Genomic DNA, 19,478 nt, shown 5'->3' with positions numbered 1-19,478 from the left:
TGTCTCCTTGTGCATCAGCGGCCGCCGCCGACGATGGTCACGTTGTCGAAATCGGCGGTGACGACGGCGCCGTTGCTGCCCGAGGACAGCGCCAGGCCGACGTAGAGCGTCGTGCCGGTCACGCTTAGGTTGGTCTTCTCGGCCCAGGTCACGCCGTCGGTGGACGCGGACGAGTACACGGCGTTGCCGCGACGCTGCATGCGCACCCAGACCGGCGGCGTCGAGCTGGCGAAGCCGCTGAGGTTGGAGCGGTTGTTGCCATTGGTCGCGGCGCGGATCTCACCGGTGGACGAATAGCGCGCCGTCCAGGCGTAGACCGGTGCGCCGCTCAAACCATCGGCCGCGACGATGCCGGCGCGGGCCGAGTCGGCGCTGCCGCCCTGATTGACCAGGCGGGCCGTGAAGGTGAAGTCGCCTGTCAGCGCCGTGTACTTGAAATTGAACGTGTAGGGGCTGCCGGAGTTGATGACACCGGCACCCGACAGCGTGTAGGTGCCGGTCTCCTGGACATAAGCCGCCGCCGGCACGGCCACGGTGACGAGCGGACTCAGCACCTGTTCACCGCCGCCGTCGCTGCAGGGTAGCGTCACAGTGCAGGCCGTGCCGGGGATCAAGGGCGGCGGGTTGGGCACCGGCGCCGGGGCCGGAGCGGGGGAAGGCGACGGCGAGGGAGACGGCGACGGGCTGGGCGCGGGCGAGCCGGGCAGCGGCGCCGGTGCCGGGCCTTGCGTCGCGAACAGACCCAGGCGGCCTGCACCGGACGTGGTGCGGATGGCATCGCGCACCGTGTCGGCGCTGCGCAGCGTGTAGGCGTAGGGCGGCACCCAGTTCTGCTTGACGGGCAGACTGTCGCAGCCCTGCAGCTCGACGTCGATGACCGAGGTCATCGCCTTGCCGTCGTCGCCCTTGTCGCTGATGAAACGATGGCCGCTGCTGCGGAAACTGATCGCATCCTTGCCACCTGCCAGCTTGCCGCAGACCTCCCTCGGCTTGAGCCCGGTGAACTCGTAGAAGTTGTTCTCCGAGATCACGTCGGACTGGTAGCGGACGTCCAGGCCCGAGCCGAACTTCCTGTCGCTGTCGCTGGTCGTCGTGCTGCCCGCGACGAGGTTGTTGTACATGTGCAGCTGGCCGAAGCGCACCAGCGGCAGACGGCTGTAGGCGTGGTCCCACCAGTTGCCCGTCAACGTGACGTGCAGCCGGCCGGCGTCGCTCCAGGCCCGGCCGGAGTCACCGTTGCCGACCAAGCTGTTCTTGTGGTGCTTGGTGAAGATGCTGTTTGACACGGTGACGTAGTCGCTGCCGCGAACGATGTCCAGCGCGCCATCGTGGCGGGTGTCGCTCGCCAGCGATTCCGGCGTGTCGCCGTCGCTGATGGTCACGTGGTCGAACCAGATCTGCTGGCCGCGCGTGATGGTCACGCCGTCCATGTAGGCGTTGTCGCTGTCCTCAGGATTCACGTCCCAGGGCGTGTCGATGGCAAGGTTGCGCACGATGATGTTGCGCGTCCAGGTCGGATACAGCTCAGGGTCCTTGCCGGCCGCCACCCAGGCCTTGAAGTCGGCCTCCGGGCTGCCGCCGGGCGTCAGCGCGGCCTCGATGCCGATCAGGATCTGCGTGCCGGTGATGCGCGCCGGGCGGCCGTTGCTGTCGTTGATACCGACCAGCGTGGTGTTCGACGGGATGGAGAAGGAGCCGCCGTTCTTCTGGTCCAAAAAGCCGGTGTACTCCTCGAACACCGTGTTGTTGTCGCGCCAGCGGAAGTCGATGTGGCCGACGATGCGGATGATCTTGGGCTGGTTCTTAGCTTCCCGCAGCGCGGCGAGCAGCTGCTCCTTGTTGAAGACGGTGTAGACGCGGTCGGCCGCAGCCGATGCGCCGCCGGTGACGAGCACCTTGCCGGCGCGCGACCTGCCGTGCCAGCCGATATCCGGCGCGGTCTCGCGCTCGAAGCTCAGCACGCCGTTGGTGGGGTCGACGGTGGCGAACTGCCAGGCCGGCAGTTGCGGCGCGGCGCGGTAGTTGTTCGGGTTGTGCAGGCCACCGATGGTGGTCGGCGCGGCATAGGTGCGGGTGCCCACGTCGAACAGCAGCGGGGCCGTGGTGTCGGTCAGGCTGACGGCGTCGATGACGGGGACGGGCGCCGGCGTGATCGGCCGCGGGTCGCGCGCAGCCTGGATCCTGGCCGTCACGGTATCCGCTGCAACTGTGCCGCTGGCGTCGGCGCGGCTGGCCGTGGTCTGCTCGCTGGACTGGATGGTGGCGAAGTCGGCGGTGCTGTCCTGGCCGCCACCGCAGGCCAGCAGGCCGAGCGAGATGGACGAAGCCAGCAGGCCGCGCCTGGGCATTCTTGAGGTCATGGCATGTCTCCGGGCGCGCCTTGGCGACGCGCGATTTGTGTGTAGGTATGCCGCCCCTTCGCGAGGCCCTGCCTCCCGGGCAGGCGCGAGCCGCCCGGCCCCCGATCCGTCAGGGGTCGGGCGCGCAGCGCTTCAGCAGTCGGGGACGGGGCATCGGCGGCAGGCCGAAGGGGCACTGGTCGCCCGCGCGGCACCGGCTCGCTCGGGCGTCAGAAGGCTGAGCGGGCGCAGCAGGCGCACCGCGCTGCGTCGGCTGTCGCAATCCCGGCCACCCGGTGGCGACCGGTCGGTGATTGCGGCTCAGCGAGCAGTTGGAACAGTGTTTCGTTTTTTGATTTTCGGGTCAACGCCGGGCAATCCCGGAGGGCACCGATCCGCGGGGCGGGGCGAACCCGCGGGCAGCGTTGTCGTCCCGCAGGGCACGTCGACCTGCTGGAGGCATGTCGAAAAGATTGACAGCTCGCAGACAGAAATATCCCTTGAAATTCAATTTTCTGTTCTACGACAGTGACTTAAGCGGCATGGCATAACTTGTGCATTGAGGGGTCCGGAATTCCACTTTCAAGAAAGAGACCCGTGCGCAAACTCCTCACCACCCTCGCCAGTGCCGCCGCCCTGATGGCCGTCGGCCCGGCGAATGCCTATCTTCTCTTCACGGGCATCGACACCAACGGCAATCCTGAGGTTCAGGTGGCATCCACGAACTCGTCGGCTGCTGAAGCCAGCTTCAAGAGCAACCTCAGCGGCGTCGGCACCGAGAACTTTGAGTCGCGCAGCGGCTTTGCCCCGCTGACCCTGGACTTCGGCGCTGCTGGCACCGCCACGCTGAATGGCTCGGGCAGCGTCTCGAGCAATGCGGTCGGCGCCTCGAACGGCTTTGGCCGCTACTCGGTGCCGGGTGGCACGAACTACTGGGAAGTCAATGCAGGCGGCAACAGCCCCTTCCAGGTCGATTTCAGCAACGCGCTGGCGGCCTTCGGTTTCTATGGCATCGACATGGGTGACTTTGAAGGCACTCTGAAGCTGCAGCTGTCGAACAACGGCAATGTCGTCGCCACGCTGGACGTCCCCACGGCGGCGGCGAACGTCGCCGACGGCAGCATCCTGTATTTCGGTTTCATCGCCGAAAACGCTGCCGAGGAATTCAACAGCATCCGCTTCCTGTCGACCACGGGCTCGGGCGACGTCTTCGCCTTCGACAGCTTCACGATCGGCACCAAGGAGCAAGTGGTCCGCACGCTGCCCGAACCGACCAGCCTGGCGCTCGTCGCCTCCACGCTGCTGGGTCTGGGTCTTGTGCGTCGTCGCCGCACCTGATCCCCGCCCCTGAGCATCAAGACGGCGGCCTGCGGGCCGCCGTTTTTCATGGGTCTGTCAGCCGCAGGCCGGCGTCGCCGCCCCTGCGTTGACCGTCCGGCGTCGCCTCGGCACGCGTTGCGTTGCCCCCCGGCGGCGCGCCGGGAGCATCTATTCGAGGGATGTCGAAAAGCTTGACAGCCCTGCGACAGAAATATCCCTTGAAAGCTAATTTTTCCTTTACCAACAATCACTTAAACACCCTGGCACGGATGGTGCTCCAGCGTGCCTCGGACATATCAACTTCAAGAAGGACACCGATGAGCAAGCTCCTCTCCTCCATCGCCTGCGCCGCCGCCCTGATGGCAGCCGGCCATGCAAACGCCTATCTCGTCTTCACCGGCATCGACAACAACGGCAATGCCGGTGCTCAGGTGGCGTCCACGAACTCCACGGCTGCTGAGAACAGCTTCAAGAGCAACCTCACCGGCGTCGGCACCGAGAACTTCGAGTCGCGCTCGGGCGCTGCCCCGCTGTCCCTGGACTTCGGCGCCGCCGGCACCGCCACGCTGATCGGCGCTGGCTCCGTGCAAACGAATGGCGTTGGCGCGACGAACGGTGCTGGCCGCTACTCCGTGCCGGGTGGCTCGCGCTACTGGGAAGTGTCCGCGGGCGGCAACAACCCCTTCCAAGTGGACTTCAGCAATGCCCTGGCCGCCTTCGGCTTCTACGGCATCGACCTGGGCGACTTCGGCGGCACGCTGAAGCTGGAACTGTCGAACAACGGCTCCGTGGTGTCCACGCTGGACGTTCCCACGGCTGCACTGTCCGTCGCCGATGGCAGCATCCTGTACTTCGGCCTCATCGCCGAAAACGCCGCCGAGGAATTCAACAGCATCCGCTTCCTTTCGACGGTCGGCACGGGCGACATCTTCGCCTTCGACAGCTTCACGATCGGCACCAAGGAACAAGTGGTTCGCACGCTGCCCGAGCCGACCAGCCTGGCGCTCGTCGCCTCCACGCTTCTGGGTCTGGGTCTCGTGCGTCGTCGCCGCAGCTGATCCACACTTTTGAGCGCCAATGCGGCGGCCTGCGGGCCGCCGTTTTTCTTTGGCGGCGGCAAGCGGATGTACAAGAAGCGAATCAAAGTCATTTCAGGTCAACGACCTAGACGACTTCTCCCTACCGCGGGGAGCACCCGTGGCCGATGGCCGCTTCTTTGCCGGCGCAGGCATGTGGCCGGGTGTCGCGGGACGCGGCATCCTTTGCACCCAACGCGTCGGCCTGCACCCCATCGTCTGGAATGGCCTCGCCCCCCGCGTGCAACCTGGGCCCGTGTGCGAGATTGAACGGGCTCGTGATCACCTCAAGCTGTCCCTTGACTCACAGAACGGCGCCATGCCGCCATAGCGCCATAGCGCCGTACGGCCGGAGCATGGATCGCGACCACAGGGTGGCAGCGCGTGTCGCCCGAAGATCCGGCGTGGTTCTTCAGCCCGGTGCGTGCGCACGACCAGGCCGCTAGAGAATGCCGCTTGTCGTCAGCCGCCGGCCGGCGGCGCCTGCAAAACCCGGATCCTCTGGCCGCCGAAGTCCACCACTTGGCCGGCCCGGATCTTGGCCGTCTTGCGCAGTTCGACCTGACCGTCAACCTTCACCTCACCGGCCGCGACAGCCAGGCGCGCCCGGCCGCCACTCTCGGCCAGGCCCATGGCCTTGAGCAGTTTGTCGAGCTCGATGAACTCGCCGCGCAGCGTCAGTTCAAGCATGACGCGCCTTTTGTGCCGCCTCGCGGATGGCAGTCAGGGTGCTGCGCGAGGTGCTGACGTCACTGGACAGGCGCAGATGCAGCAGCGCCGGCCGGCCGGCCGCGATCGCCGCTTCCAGCGCCGGCCCGACCTCCGTCGTGCTTTCCGCCTTGAAGGCCGCGAAACCAAAGGCTTCGGCCAGCTTGGCAAAGTCGGGATTGAAGAGATCGCTGCCCGACACGCGGCCTGGGTACTCGCGCTCCTGGTGCATGCGGATGGTGCCGTAGGTGCCGTTGTCGACGACGATGACCAGCAGCTTCTTCGCACCGTAGCCGGTGGCCGTGGCCAGCTCCTGCCCCGTCATCAGGAAGTCGCCATCACCCGCGATGTTGACGACCCAGCGCTCGTCTTGAAGCAGCGCCGCGGCGACCGCAGCCGGCACGCCATAGCCCATTGCACCCGAGGTGGGGGCGAGCTGGCTGCGACCTTCACGATGCAGCGTCGTGTAGCGGTGGAAACGGTGCAGCCAGCCGCTGTAGTTGCCGGCACCGTTCGTGAAGATGGTGCCTGCGGGCAGCTTGGCATCGATGAGGCGGATGACCTCGGCCATGTCCAGCGGGCTGACCGATGTGGGCACGAGGTTGGCCTCGTAGTCGGCGTGGGCGGCATCGGCCCAGGCGCGCCAGGCGATGTCCGCCGGTGGCGCGAGCGTGGCCAGCGCGGGCGCGGCCGCACTCATGCTGGCGTTGATCAGCAGCTCGGCCGTGTAGACGCGACCCAGCTCCTCCGGACCGGCATGGATGTGGACGAGCTGCTGCGCCGGACGCGGCGCCTGCAGCAGCGTGTAGCCGCCGGTCGTCATCTCACCCAGGCGCGGACCGACAGCGATGATGAGGTCGGCGGCCTTGACGCGGGCGGCCAGCTTGGGATTGATGCCGATGCCCACGTCGCCGGCATACAGCGGGTGGCGGTTGTCGAACAAGTCTTGGAAGCGGAAGGCGCAGCCCACCGGCAGATGCCAGGCCTCGGCAAAGGCCTGCAGCGCCGCCGTTGACTCGGGCGTCCAGCCACCGCCGCCGGCGATGACGAGGGGCTGCTTCGCCGCCAGCAGTCGCTCGCGCAGCTCGGCCAGCGCCGCGGGCGTCGGCGCGGCTTCGGCCGACCGCACCGGAGGCAGCACCGGCGCGGTGATGGGCTTCGTCAGCATGTCCTCCGGCAACACCAGCACGACCGGCCCAGGACGGCCCTGCGTGGCCGTGTGGAAGGCGCGCGCGACGTACTCAGGCAGGCGCTCGGCATCGTGCACCTCTCCCACCCACTTGGCCATGCCCAAGGTGCCGGGGCCGAACATCTGGCGGTAGTCCACCTCCTGGAAGGCCTCGCGGTCGCGCTGGTCGCTGGCGACCTGGCCGATGAAGAGGATCATCGGCGTGGAATCCTGGAAGGCCGTGTGCAGGCCGATGCTGGCGTTCGTCGCGCCCGGCCCGCGGGTCACGAAGCAGATGCCGGGGCGCCCGCTCAACTTGCCCTGGGCCTCGGCCATGAAGGCCGCGCCACCTTCCTGACGACAGGCAACGAAGCGGATCCTGTCGGCATGCTCGTGGAACCCATCGAGCACCGCAAGGTAGCTCTCGCCCGGCACCCCGAAGGCGGTGTCGATGCCCTGGGCGATCAAGGCCTCGACCAATGCGTGGCCGGCGAGGCGGGCGACTTCAGGTTGTCTAGTCATCCGCAGACTTTAGCCGGCGGCGCGCCCGGCAACGCGGCCCCGCCGATGCCATTCGACGAGGCGGCCATGAGAAAAGGTGCGGGCGCCTAGGGCTCCACGGCCTCTTCCCGCGCGCTGGCGAACAGGTCCCAGGCCGCCATGAACATCGCTGCGATCGCCGGACCGATGACGAAGCCGTTGATGCCGAAGACCGCCATGCCGCCGATGGTGGAGATCAGCACCAGGTAGTCGGGCATCTGGGTGTCCTTGCCCACCAGGATGGGGCGCAGCACGTTGTCCACGAGGCCGATCACCAGCACGCCGTAGACGATCAGCGCCACCCCCTGCCAGATGGCGCCGGTGACGAGGAAGTAGATGGCGACCGGCAGCCAGATCAGGCCGGCGCCAATCGCCGGCAGCAGCGACAGAAACGCCATCAGCACCGCCCACAGCAGCGCGCCCTTGATGCCAAAGAACCAGAACGCAAGGCCACCCAGGGCCCCCTGCGTGGCCGCCACCAGGATGTTGCCCTTGACGGTCGCGCGGATCACGGTGATGAACTTGGTGGCCAGATGCTTGCGGTGCTCCGGGGCCAGCGGCACCGCGGCGCGGATGCGACGACTCAGCTGCGTGCCGTCGCGCAGCAGGAAGAACGCGAGATAGAGCATCACGAAGAAGCCGATGACAACGTCCAGCGCGTTCTGACCCATGCTGTAGACGTGAGTCGCGATCATCTGGCTGCCGCGCGCGATGCCATCGGCGATGCGCGTCTGCAGTTCCTTGAAGTCCGTCAGCCCGAAATGCTCCAGCAGGTCATGCGCCCAAGCCGGCAGCACGGCGATGACCTGCTCGAAGTAGCGGGCGAAGTTGGTCTCGCCCGACTGCATGCGCTGGTACAGCGCGGCGCCCTCCTTCACCAGCGTGCCCGTCAGCAGGAGCAGCGGCAGCACGACCATCAGCACCACCAGCAACAGCGTCGCCAGCGCGGCCAGCGTGCGCCGCTGCTTCCAGCGGCGCAGCAGGCGGTTGTAGACCGGCATGAAGACGATGGCGATCACCGTGCCCCAGAACACCGCGCCACCGAAGGGCAGCAGGATCCATACGAAGGCCAGGCTGACCGCGACCAGCAGCGCCAGGAAGGCGTTGTTCTCCAGGGCAGGCGAGGTGACGTAGCTCTTGAATCTCATAGGGGCGCACGACGGGCTGGCCCAAGGATGGGCGATCCCCTCCTCCTCCGACCTGGGTAGGACACGTGGCCGACCCGGGTCGGGCTCTCCCGCCCGCAGGCCGGCCTTGGTGCCGCCGATGGTAACGACCGGCGCGCGCCGGTCGCACGGTCAGGCCGCCGCAGCGGCGAGAGTCCGCCGTGTCAGGCCCAGGCCCACCAGGCCGGCCGACGCAATGCCCATCATCAGCGCCGCCGCCGAGCCGGCGAACACGCCCCGCGGCATGCCGTGGTCCAGGATGGCGCCGAACACCGGCGCGGCCAGGGCGAAGCCGATGTCCAGGCCGGAATACACCGTGCCGTAGACCCGCCCCGTAGCACCGGGGGGCGCCGCGCGCTTGATCAGCATGTCGCGCGACGGCCCGGCCAGACCGGTGCCAAAACCGGCCAGCGCTGCCACGGTGGCCGCAATGCCGCCCGGCAGCCAGCCCGTGGCCGTGAGCAGCAGCAGCGCCGCGGCAAAGGCCATGGCCCAGGCGATGGTGCGCTCCAGTCGCTCGGCCCTGGCAACCAGGAAGCCACCGCAGACCATGCCAGCCGCGCCAGCCAGCATGTAGCCGGTCACGACATACGCCGTCTGCGCCAGCGGCAGGTCGTAGATCTGATGCAGAGCCGGGCTGGCAAAACTCTGGATGGCCGACAGTGCCGCCGTGGTCCAGAAGAAGAAGGAGAAACACAGCCACACAGAGGGCAGCCTAAGGAAGGCCATCGGATGCTCGGCCTGGGCACCGGCGGCCGGCTTGGCATGGCCCCAGGACCCCTGGCGGTCGTCGATGGCCGAGCGTTGCCAGAACAGCAGGCCCATCACGGCCAGCGCGACCAGCGCGGTGCCAACATAGGCGAAACGCCAGTTGCCGGTGGCCTCCGCGATACCGATGGAGAACACCGGCGCGAAGGCCCAGCCCAGATTGCCGCTGATGCCATGCACGGAGAACGCATGCCCCAGGCGCGGCTGCGAGACGCGCTTGTTCAAGATGGTGAAGTCTGCCGGGTGGAAAGGCGCATTGCCCACGCCCGCCAGTGCCGCGGCCAGCATCAGCCCGCCGAAGCCCTGGGCCAGGCCGGCCGCCACCGACGCAAGGAAGAAGCTCCCCATCGCCGCGAACAGCACCGGTCGCGCGCCGATGCGGTCCACGATGAAGCCCGATAGGGCCTGCCCCGCGCCCGAGATGACGAAGAAGGTCGTCACCAGCAGGCCCAGCTCCGAGTAGCTCAGGCCGAAGGCCTGGATGAACGCCGGGAACAGCGGCGGCAGCAGCATGTGGAAGAAATGCGAGCTGCCGTGGGCGACGCCGATGGTGGAGATCGTCGCGATGTCGCGCCGGCGTTGGTGGCCGGCATCGAGCGTGGAAGCAAGTGCAGTGTTCATCGGCCCCATTCTTGTGAGATACGGGTCGGCGCGGTTACGATGGTCCGTCAAGTTCTATTGAAATCCCGCCATGACCGGCCGCCGCAGTTTCCCCGCCCTCTCGCCCGAGCGCTTCGCGCCCACGCACGAGCGCCCGCTGCGGGCCAAGTCGCGCGTGCTGGAGCACCTGGCCGACATCCAGCCCCACCGCCACGACTGGGCCCAACTGGTCTTCTCGATGACCGGCGCCGTGCGCGTCAACACCGAGGTGTCGACCTACATCGTGCCGCCGTCGCGCGCGGTCTGGATTCCGCCTGGCATCGTCCACGCCGTAACGGCCATCGAGCAGTGCGACCTGCGCACCCTGTACCTGGGCCCCTCGCTGCTGGCCGGGGACGCCTGGCAGGTGGGGCGGGTGCTGGAGGTGTCGCCGCTGCTGCGGGAGCTGGTGCTGGCCCTGCCCGCCCTGCCCGACCCCGCGCCGCAAGAGAACACCGAGGATGCCGAGCGCCGGCGCGGCATCGAGGCCCTCATCCTGATGGAACTGCAACGCGCCCGTCCGCTGGCGCTGGGCGTGGCCCTGCCGCAGGACGCGCGTCTGCGCAAGCTGTGCGAGGCCATGCTGCGCGAACCCGGCCGCCAGGCCGGCTTGGAGGAATGGGCAGCCGAGGCCGGCGCCAGCCCGCGCACGCTGAGCCGGCTGTTCCGCGAGCAACTGGGCACCAGCTTCGCGCAATGGCGCTCGCAGCTGCTGCTGGCCCATGCGCTGACCCTGGCGGCCCGGGGGCGGCCGATGAGCCATATCGCGTCGGAGCTGGGCTATGCCAGCGCCAGCGCCTTCACGGCCATGGTCACACGCACCGTCGGCATGCCACCGAGCCGGTTCTTCGAGCGAGCCTGAGACGGCGGAGCCGGCTCCGCGTCACGCCGGGTTACGCCCCTTACGACATCGCACTCAGCAGCTCCTACGCGCACGCCGGCGTCGTGCGCCGTAGGATCGACCGCAACAACGACAACCCGGAGGCTCACCATGCAGCGTCGCCACCTGACCCTTGGCCTGGCCAGCACCTTGCTGGCAGGCCTGACCCTGCCCACCCGTGCGGAGGACGACGGTGAGTTCGTCATCCTGCAGGCTCGCTACGGCACCGAGAGCAAACAGGTGGACGTGACTGGCCGGCTGCGCGAGCTGGCGCGCCGTGACCGGCGCTTCAAGCTGACGAATGATCTGTTTGGCGTCGACCCGGACCCTGGCCGCAAGAAGACACTGCGCATCTTTGCGCGCGACCGCCAGGGCCGGGAGCGCCAGTTCGACTACCGCGAGTACGACTGGGTGGATGGCGCCCAGTTCATCGGCTGGGGCCGCGGCGACTGGGGTGACCCGGCGGACTCGAGAGGCTGGCGTGGCGAGCGCAATGACCCACGCAACGACCGCCGCGACGAAGGCGAATTCACCATCCTCTACGCCACCTATGGCACGGACCGCCGCGAGGCGGACGTGACCGACCGCCTGCGCGAGCTGGCTCGGCGCGACGAACGCTTCCGCCTGACTAACGAGAGTTTCGGCGGCATCGACCCCGACCCCGGCCAGACCAAGCGGCTGCGCATCGTCGCCCGCGACCGCGCCGGCCAGCAGCGCAGCTTCGAGTACCGCGAATACCAGACGGTGGACGGTGGCCAGTTCATCGGCTGGGGCCGAGGCGACTGGGGCGGCAACGGCAACGGCTGGGGCCCGCAGCGGCCGGGCAGCGGGCGCCTGGCCATTGACAGCGCCAGCTATGGCGGCGATGGCCGTTGGGTGGACGTGACCCAGGCCGTGCGCGCCCAAGTGCGCGGCGAGCGCCTCGACATCGAGGTGCGCAACGAGCTGTTCGGCGTCGACCCCGCCCCCGGCCAGCGCAAGACGCTGAGCGTGACCTACCGCTGGGGCAACGAGCCGACGAACACCGTGCGCGTCAGGGAGGGCGACGCGATACGCCTGCCCTGAGGCGGGCAAGACCCCGGGACGCCGGCCCGACTGCCGGCGGACGGACAATGTCGCCGTGTTTCCCGAGATCGACCCCATGGACACCCAGCTGTTCGACTACACCAGGCAGGATGCCGCCGGCACCTGCTCCACGGCCCACGCCTGGGCCCGGACGCCCGCGCCGCTCACCCCGTCCGAGCGCAACGCGCTGGCGGAGCGCGCCAGGGGCCTGTTGACGCGACACAACGCGGTACTCGTCGCCCACTATTACGTGGACGGCGCGCTGCAGGATCTGGCGCTGGAGACCGGCGGCATCGTGTCCGATTCGCTGGAGATGGCCCGCTTCGGGCGCGACCATGCCGCGCAGACGCTCGTCGTCGCCGGTGTGCGCTTCATGGGCGAGACGGCCAAGATCCTCAGCCCCGAGAAGCGCGTCCTGATGCCCGACCTGGAGGCCACCTGTTCGCTGGACCTGGGCTGCCCGGCCGACGACTTCGCGGCCTTCTGCGACGCCCACCCGGACCGCCAGGTCGTCGTCTATGCCAACACCAGCGCCGCCGTGAAGGCCCGCGCAGACTGGATGGTGACCAGTTCCTGCGCGCTGGAGATCGTGGCCGACCTGCATGCCAAGGGCCAGAAGATCCTGTGGGCACCCGACCGCCACCTGGGCCGCTACATCCAGGAGCAGACCGGGGCCGACATGCTGATGTGGAACGGCGCCTGCATCGTGCACGACGAGTTCAAGGGCCTGGAGCTGGAGCTGCTGCGCAAGGAGCATCCGGGCGCGCAGATCCTGGTGCACCCCGAATCGCCCAAGAGCGTCGTCGAGCAGGCCGACGTCGTCGGCTCGACATCGGCGCTGATCAAGGCCGTCGTCGAGGGCAAGGCCCCAAGCTACATCGTCGCAACCGACAACGGCATCCTGCATCGCATGCGCCAGCTGGCGCCAGGCAAGACGCTCATCGAGGCGCCAACGGCCGGCAACAGCGCGACGTGCAAGAGCTGCGCGCATTGCCCCTGGATGGCCATGAACGGCCTGGCCAATCTGGTGGACTGCCTGGAAAGCGGCCAGCCTGAGATCCATGTCGACGAGGCGATTCGCGTGAAGGCCCAGGGTTGCATCACGCGCATGCTGGATTTCGTTGCTGCGAGAAAGAAGCCCGCAACCGGGCCTGTCGCGGGGCTGGTTCCGGGCATCGGGGCCGCCTGAAAAGGCTATAAATCCGGCATCCCCTCAGGAAAGCCCGCCATGAATGCCGACTTCAGCTCCCTCTACAACCACCACGAGCGCGAGGTCTTCGCGGCGGTGCTGGAAGCCTCCAAGGACTTTCCCGACATCGCCGCCAGCAACGACCTGCTGTGCGACGTGGCCTGCGTGGCGCTGAACCGCCTGCCCCCGCGCTACATCCGCCACGCGGTGGACTTCAGCTTCTACCTGACCCAGCACGAACGCGTGGAGATCGACAACGCCATCGTCGAGGCGGTCGGCTATGCCTTCAACTTCGTGCAGGCCCGCACGACGCTGAGGGCCCGCAAGTAAGGCCGCCCGGCCCGCCCGGCCTGGCGGAGGGCCTACACGCCCCGATTCAGCGCCGCCGCCGCTCGCTGATCAGCACTGTCGGGAAACTCACCGGTAGCGTCTGCGGGTAGTCGCGGCTGTAGTGCAGGCCGCGGCTTTCGTGGCGCATCAGCGCCGAACGCACGATGAGCTCGGCGCAATCCACCAGGTTGCGCAACTCCAGCAAGTCGCGCGTGACGCGGAAGTTGGCGTAGTAGTCGTCGATCTCGCTGCGCAGCAGTGCGATACGGTGCAAGGCCCGCTCCAGGCGCTTGGTGGTGCGCACGATGCCCACGTAGTTCCACATCAGCAGGCGCAACTCGTCCCAGTTGTGGGCGATCACGACCTGCTCGTCGGCGTCCTCGACCTGGCTCTCGTCCCAGGCCGGCAGCGGCGCCGGCTCCTGCGCGGCATGACCGAGGATGTCGGCCGCGCAGGTCTGGCCGAGCACCACGCATTCCAGCAACGAGTTGCTGGCCAGGCGGTTGGCACCGTGCAGACCGGTGTAGCCGGTCTCTCCGACAGCGTAGAGGCCGGGCAGGTCGCAGCGCCCGGCCAGGTCCGTCACCGCACCACCGCAGGTGAAGTGCACGGCGGGCACGACGGGAATGGGCTGCTTGGCGATGTCGATGCCGAGCTTGAGGCAACGGGCATGGATGGTCGGGAAATGCTCGATGAGGAATGCCTCGCCCAGGTGTGTGGCATCCAGCCACACGTGATCCAGGCCGTGCTTCTTCATCTCGAAGTCGATGGCGCGGGCCACGATGTCGCGCGGCGCGAGCTCCATGCGCTCGTCATGGGCGGCCATGAAGCGGGTGCCATCCGGCAACTTGAGATGGCCGCCCTCGCCGCGCAGTGCCTCGGTGATGAGGAAGCTGCGCTCCTGCGGGTGGTAGAGGCAGGTCGGGTGGAACTGGATGAACTCCATGTTCGCGACCCGGCAGCCGGCCCGCCACGCCATGGCAATGCCGTCGCCCGTGGAGGTGTCGGGATTGGTCGTGTAGCGGTAGACCTTGCCCGCGCCGCCGGTGGCGAGCACGACCGCACGCGCCGCCAGCGTCTCGACGCGTTGGGCGTCGATGTCCAGCGCATAGACGCCGTAGACGCGCGGCACGCCCTTGTCGACATCCTCGCGCTGCACATGGCGCGACGTGATCAGGTCCAGCGCCATCCAGCGCTCGCGCAGCGTGATGTTGGGGTGCCTGCGGGCGACGGCCAGCAGTTGATCGTGGATGGCCTTCCCGGTCGCGTCGGCCGCGTGGGCGATGCGACGCACCGCGTGCCCCCCCTCGCGCGTGAGGTGCAGGCCCATGGGGCCGCTGTCGTCGGGCGTGAAGGGCACGCCCTGCTCGACCAGCCAGCCCACCGCGGCGGCGCTGCGCTCGGCAATGAAGCGGGCCGTGGCTTCGTCGACGAGGCCGGCGCCGGCGTCCTGCGTGTCGCGCACATGGCTCTCGATGCTGTCATCGCTGCCCAGCACGCCGACGATGCCCCCCTGGGCCCAGGCCGTGGCCGCTTCGGTCAGCTCGCGCTTGGCGAGGATGACGACGGGCACGGTGTCGGCCAGGTGCAGGGCCACGGTGAGGCCGGCGAGGCCGGCGCCGATGACGACGACGGGAGAGTCTGATGGGGCAGCTGTCATGGCCCGGCATTGTCCCGCAGGGCTGCCATCCCTTGGGCAGCGTGAGGATTGCCAAAACATGCAGCCTGACTACGTGGTGCCTGGCCTATGCTGAGTGGCTGTCAAAGAACGATATGCAGGGAGGCAGCTTGAGAACACGGAAACGCTGGACCGGCGTCATCGGCGGCCTGCTGATGGGTGTGGGCATCGCGCACGCGGCGCCGCCCCCGGCCGAGGTCTTCTTCAAGGACCCGGCCATCGTCGAGGCGGTGCTGTCGCCGTCGGGCCGCAAGCTTGCCGTGCGCAGCGCCTTCGACGGCGACCGCATCGGTCTGGGGGTGCTCGACCTGAGCCCTGGCGGCAAGCCGTTGCGCACTGCCCAGTTCAAGGACGGCGACATCTCGCGGGTCCACTGGGTCAACGACGATCGCCTGGTCTTCAGCGTCGTCGACTTCTCCGAGGGCAGCGGCCGACCCAACGGCGCGCCGGGGCTGTTTGCCATCAATCCCGATGGCAGCCAGATCCGCCAGCTAGTGCGCCGCCTGGGGCGACCGATCCTCGCCGATGTCCGCAGCCGCAACGACCGCCAGCTGGACTGGAACCACCGCCTGCTGACCGTGCCGCGGCCGCAGCCGGGCGCTGTCAATGAAGAGGTGTTGATCGTCCACTTCAGCACCGACGAGCAACGCCTGGAGACGCCGCTCTGGCTGAACACCCGCACCGGTCGCACGAGGTCGACCGGCGTGGACGCCCCACCCAACACGGTGGGATGGATCGCCGACAGTCGCGGCGAGTTGCGCGTCGCACTGACGCAGCGCGAGGGCCGCCGGGCCGCGCTGTGGCGGGGACCCGGCGCGCAGGACTGGCAGCCGCTGTATGAGAGCGGTCTGCTGAACGCGCCGTTCGGGGTGCACGCCGTCGATGATGCCGGCCAGCTCTACGTGACGCGCACCCAGGGCGCTGCGGGCGAGACGGTGCTGAGCCTGTATGACTTTGGAGCCCGGGCGCCAGCCAAGAAGCCCCTGGTCATCGTGCCGGGCTTCGACTTCAGTGGCAGCGTCCTCAACGACACCGCCGGCGCCGCCCTGGGCGTGCGCGTCGTCACCGACGGCGAGACCACCGTGTGGCGCAACGCCACCATGCAGGCGCTGCAGGCGCAGGTCGACGAGCGCCTGCCGGGGCGCATCAACAGCATCAGCTGCCGGCGCTGCGCCCAGCCCGACATGGTGGCGCTCGTGCGCTCCTACAGCGACCAGGAGCCGGGGACGTACTGGCTCTACCAGGCCCAGCCGCCCGACGGCGAGGCGAACTGGCGTCCGGTGGGACGCGTGCGCAACGACGTCAAGCCGTCCGAGATGGCGCTGATGGAACTGCAACGCATCAAGGCCCGCGATGGCCGCGATCTGCCCGTCTGGATCACGAAGCACGCCACCGCGAGCCCGCTGCCGGCCGTCGTCCTCGTCCACGGTGGCCCGTGGGTGCGTGGCAATGTCTGGGGTTGGCGCGGCATGGCCCAGTTCCTCGCTTCGCGCGGCTACGTGGTCATCGAGCCCGAGTTCCGCGGCAGCACGGGATACGGCCATGCGCACTTCAAGGCCGGCTTCAAGCAATGGGGTCGGGCCATGCAGGACGACGTGGCTGACGCACTGCGCTGGGCGCAGCAACAGGGCATCGCGAGCGGCAAGGCCTGCATTGCAGGCGCCAGCTACGGCGGTTACAGCACGCTGATGGGACTGGTCAAAGACCCCGAGCTGTACCGCTGCGGCGTCGCCTGGGTCGCTGTGACCGACCTCGAACTGCTGGTGCGTGGCTCCTGGTGGGTCAGCGACGACACGAGCTCCGCGGCTCGACAGTTCACCATTCCGGAGATGATCGGCGACGCGGACAAGGACGCAGCCCTGCTCGTGGCCAATTCACCTGTGCGCCAGGCCGCCGCCATCAAGGCGCCGGTGCTGCTGGCCTTCGGGGAGGACGACCTGCGTGTGCCCCTGGCCCACGGCGAGCGCATGCGCAAGGCCTTGCGCGAGGCGGGCAACGAGCCCGTCTGGGTAACCTATCCCGGCGAAGGCCATGGCTTTGCCGTGCTGAAGAATCGCATCGACTTCGCCCAGCGCCTGGAGGCCTTCCTGGGCCAGCACCTTCAGCCCTGAAACCCATTGCCGTGGCGCCGCCAGTCCGGCGGCTTCCACAGATGGGCCAGCCGCATGCCCCAGGTGCTCTCCCGGGCCATGTCGCGGAACATCGCACGCCATTCGTGCGCGTTCAGCCAGAACAGGTTGTGCGTGGGAAACGGGTGCTCCAGCCCGTAGTCCACCGGCTCCTCCTCCGGCACGAAACTGCCGAAGAGGCGGTCGAAGATGATGAGCATGCCGCCGAAGTTCTTGTCGATGTACTGCGGATTGCGGCCATGGTGGACGCGGTGGTGCGACGGCGTGTTGAAGATGTACTCGAACCAGGCCGGCATCTTGTCGACCCAGGTGGTGTGCACGAAGAACTGGTAGCCGAGGTTGAGCGACAGCGCGAACAACACCCAGCGCGGCTCGAAACCCAGCCACACCGCCGGCAGGTAGAACAGCCAGTTGCCAGCGATGGGATAGAACCAGCTCTGGCGCAGCGCCGTGCCGAAGTTCATCTTCTCGGAGCCGTGGTGCACGACGTGGGCACACCAGAACCAGCGGATGCGGTGGCTGCCGCGGTGGAAGCCGTAGTAAAGCAGCTCGACGAGCAGGAACAGGCCCACAAAGCGCCAGGGCGTCACGTCGATGGTGAACAGTCGATGGTCATAGACCCAGCCCATGGCCGGCAGCACGAGCACCACCAGCAGGAGCAAATCGACCAGCAGGTAGCTGCCACCGCTGTTCAGGCTGTCGAAGGTGTCGCGGAACTCGAACACGCCTGTCTTGCGGAAGCGCCAGGCCTCCATCGCGATGAAGACGGCAAAGACGGGCGACAGCATGACCAGCGTCAGGTCGCGCCAGTCGCCGTGGCGGTGGTAGAGGTCGAGCAGCCAGTCCATCCTCGCATGATGCACTTCGGCGCCGTGCCGGCCTGCCGCGCCGACCCCAGGGTTTTCGACAGATTGCCACCGCGCTGGGGTGATCCCGCACAACCCGGCCGACAGGTCTGCCGCATGATGTGCCCCCCATGGTTGACGAAGCGCCCGCGATCACCCCGCCCCCCGGCGACGTCGTCATTGACGGCATCCCCGCCCATGGCCGACACGCCGGCCGCATCGCCCGCATCGACTGGAGCGGCCTGCGCGAACGGCGCTCCTGGCTCTGGCACCGGCTGCACCACAAGCGTTGGCATTACGTGGGCCTGGGCAACGAGCAGCTCTTCATCGGTGTGGCCATCGTGGACGTCGGCTGGCTCTGCACGGCCTTTGCCTACCTCTTCGACCGCCGACGGCGCACCCTGCTGGCCGACTGGAGCCAGGACGGCGTGCCGGGCCTGCAGGCCGGTGTGTCGGATGCGCCGCTGGCCGATGCCCGGGCCTGGTTCCGTGGCCCGCGCGCACGGCTTTCGCTGCAGCACGGTGCGGGTGATCGGCTACACCTTGATGTCGCCACGCCGGCGCTGCGCATGCAAGCCGAGCTGGACTTGGCAGCCATGGCACCGCCCCTGCTGGCCATCGGCCCCATCTCCGGCGGGCTGGCGCACGCGACACAGAAGACCACCGCCCTGCGCATGCGCGGCTGGGCCGAGGCGGGGGGGCAGCGCTTCGGCCTGGACGATGCCTGGGCCTCGGTGGACGCCTCCAACGGCCTGCTCGCCCGGGACACCGCCTGGCGCTGGGCCAGCGCCCACCGCCCTGACGTTGGCTTCAACCTGCAGGAAGGCTATCTGGGCAGCCAGGAGAACCTGCTTTGGCTGGATGGCCGCCCCGTCGCGCTGGGCGCCGCCCGCTTCGAATTCGACGCCGCGCGGCCGCTAACGCCCTGGCGGGTGCACACCGAAGACGGGCTGCTGGACCTCGTCTTCACGCCCGAGGGTGCGCGGGCGGCCGACAAGAACTACGGCTTCGCGGCCAGCCGCTACGTGCAGCCCATCGGCACCTTCGCGGGCACGCTGCGTGCCGGCCCGCACGCCGAGCCGCGAAGCGTGAAAAGTCTGCTCGGCGTGACGGAGGACCACCGCTCGCTGTGGTGATTAGCCCCTACAGTGATCGGCTTCCCGCCCTCACCCACGTGCGACACGATCTGAGCAACCCCAGCCTTCTCGCCGGCGGCATCGCGCTGACGTTGGCGGCCCTTGTGGGTCTCGAGCTGCTGCCGGCGCGCACGATGGACCTGGCCGCGCCAGGCGCTGCCAATGGCCCGTATCTGATCACGGCGGACGGGCGGCAGGAAAGCAGCGCGGTGCAATGGCTGGACGCCGGGCGCCTGCGCCTGCGCTGCAACTACGCCTCGCCCCAGCCCTATCTGGGCTGCGGCCTGACCTTCATACTGACGGACAAGGACCCCACGCGAGGGCGCGACCTGAGCCGCTTCGACACCATCGAGCTCGATCTGGCCTATCAAGGTCCCGCCCCCTTCGTGCGACTGGCCATCCGCAACTTCGACCCCCGCTTCGCCAAGCTGGAAGACGCCAACAGCGCGCGCTTTCACTCGGTCAATCTGAGGCCGCGCGACATCGCCCGGCCGGTGACGGT

At 68.4% G+C, this 19,478-nt stretch carries 16 protein-coding genes; 9 read left to right on the top strand and 7 right to left on the bottom strand.

Annotation, left to right across the window (positions count from 1 at the left end; translation table 11 throughout):
* Positions 1-14 precede the first annotated feature (14 nt).
* Complete coding sequence (locus VGF12_RS20835) at positions 15-2,360, bottom strand: hypothetical protein (protein WP_331177965.1); 2,346 nt, start codon at positions 2,358-2,360, stop codon at positions 15-17.
* A 576-nt stretch (positions 2,361-2,936) separates the two neighbouring features.
* Here VGF12_RS20835 and VGF12_RS20830 point away from each other — a divergent pair.
* The gene (locus tag VGF12_RS20830; RefSeq protein ID WP_331177964.1) at positions 2,937-3,677 is read left to right on the top strand and encodes a PEP-CTERM sorting domain-containing protein; all 741 of its coding nucleotides are present in this window, start codon (positions 2,937-2,939) and stop codon (positions 3,675-3,677) included.
* Positions 3,678-3,976: 299 nt separating this feature from the next.
* Positions 3,977-4,717 (top strand): PEP-CTERM sorting domain-containing protein, encoded by a 741-nt coding sequence (locus VGF12_RS20825; protein WP_331177963.1) that lies wholly within the window; start codon positions 3,977-3,979, stop codon positions 4,715-4,717.
* A gap of 480 nt (positions 4,718-5,197) precedes the next feature.
* On the opposite strand, the gene VGF12_RS20820 is transcribed toward VGF12_RS20825, so the two are convergent.
* From VGF12_RS20820 to VGF12_RS20805, 4 genes are all read right to left on the bottom strand, one after another.
* Positions 5,198-5,425, bottom strand: a complete 228-nt coding sequence (locus VGF12_RS20820; RefSeq protein ID WP_331177962.1) for an RNA-binding S4 domain-containing protein — start codon at positions 5,423-5,425, stop codon at positions 5,198-5,200.
* Positions 5,418-7,133, bottom strand: coding sequence for a thiamine pyrophosphate-binding protein (locus tag VGF12_RS20815; protein WP_331177961.1), 1,716 nt, complete (start codon positions 7,131-7,133; stop codon positions 5,418-5,420). The genes VGF12_RS20820 and VGF12_RS20815 overlap by 8 nt, the downstream gene beginning before the upstream one ends.
* Before the next feature lie 86 nt (positions 7,134-7,219).
* A complete protein-coding gene (locus VGF12_RS20810; protein WP_331177960.1) occupies positions 7,220-8,299 on the bottom strand; it encodes an AI-2E family transporter in 1,080 nt (359 codons plus the stop codon).
* A gap of 150 nt (positions 8,300-8,449) precedes the next feature.
* Positions 8,450-9,706, bottom strand: coding sequence for an MFS transporter (locus VGF12_RS20805; protein ID WP_331177959.1), 1,257 nt, complete (start codon positions 9,704-9,706; stop codon positions 8,450-8,452).
* 70 nt (positions 9,707-9,776) lie between these two features.
* Between VGF12_RS20805 and VGF12_RS20800 the strand changes: the two genes are divergently transcribed.
* From VGF12_RS20800 to VGF12_RS20785, 4 genes are all read left to right on the top strand, one after another.
* On the top strand, positions 9,777-10,586 hold the full coding sequence (locus VGF12_RS20800; RefSeq protein ID WP_331177958.1) for a helix-turn-helix transcriptional regulator: 810 nt from the start codon (positions 9,777-9,779) through the stop codon (positions 10,584-10,586).
* Positions 10,587-10,715: 129 nt separating this feature from the next.
* Positions 10,716-11,669, top strand: coding sequence for a DNAJC11 domain-containing protein (locus VGF12_RS20795; protein WP_331177957.1), 954 nt, complete (start codon positions 10,716-10,718; stop codon positions 11,667-11,669).
* A 76-nt stretch (positions 11,670-11,745) separates the two neighbouring features.
* Positions 11,746-12,858, top strand: a complete 1,113-nt coding sequence (gene nadA / locus VGF12_RS20790; RefSeq protein ID WP_331177982.1) for a quinolinate synthase NadA — start codon at positions 11,746-11,748, stop codon at positions 12,856-12,858.
* 39 nt (positions 12,859-12,897) lie between these two features.
* Positions 12,898-13,188 carry a late competence development ComFB family protein gene (locus VGF12_RS20785; protein WP_331177956.1) on the top strand — a complete coding sequence of 97 codons (291 nt, stop codon included), beginning with the start codon at positions 12,898-12,900 and terminating at the stop codon, positions 13,186-13,188.
* Between the two features lie 46 nt (positions 13,189-13,234).
* On the opposite strand, the gene nadB is transcribed toward VGF12_RS20785, so the two are convergent.
* Positions 13,235-14,848, bottom strand: a complete 1,614-nt coding sequence (gene nadB, locus VGF12_RS20780) for an L-aspartate oxidase (protein WP_331177955.1) — start codon at positions 14,846-14,848, stop codon at positions 13,235-13,237.
* 128 nt (positions 14,849-14,976) lie between these two features.
* Here nadB and VGF12_RS20775 point away from each other — a divergent pair, with 128 nt between their 5' ends.
* Positions 14,977-16,977, top strand: a complete 2,001-nt coding sequence (locus VGF12_RS20775) for a S9 family peptidase (RefSeq protein ID WP_331177954.1) — start codon at positions 14,977-14,979, stop codon at positions 16,975-16,977.
* Here VGF12_RS20775 and VGF12_RS20770 read toward each other — a convergent pair.
* A complete protein-coding gene (locus tag VGF12_RS20770) occupies positions 16,968-17,843 on the bottom strand; it encodes a sterol desaturase family protein (protein WP_331177953.1) in 876 nt (291 codons plus the stop codon). The two genes, VGF12_RS20775 and VGF12_RS20770, sit on opposite strands and share 10 nt — an antisense overlap.
* A gap of 128 nt (positions 17,844-17,971) precedes the next feature.
* On the opposite strand from VGF12_RS20770, the gene VGF12_RS20765 reads away from it, so the two are divergent.
* Both VGF12_RS20765 and VGF12_RS20760 read left to right on the top strand, forming a co-directional pair.
* Positions 17,972-18,976: a DUF2804 domain-containing protein gene (locus VGF12_RS20765; protein WP_331177952.1), complete on the top strand. Its 1,005-nt coding sequence runs from the start codon at positions 17,972-17,974 to the stop codon at positions 18,974-18,976.
* A gap of 38 nt (positions 18,977-19,014) precedes the next feature.
* The coding region (locus VGF12_RS20760) for a hypothetical protein (protein ID WP_331177951.1) at positions 19,015-19,478 on the top strand (464 nt) is incomplete at its 3' end.

It is taken from the genome of Roseateles sp. (assembly GCF_036404855.1).
Taxonomy (GTDB): Bacteria; Pseudomonadota; Gammaproteobacteria; order Burkholderiales; family Burkholderiaceae_C; genus Pelomonas.
The sequence above is the reverse complement of the archived record's forward strand: the minus strand, read 5'-3'. Positions and strand labels throughout refer to the sequence as shown.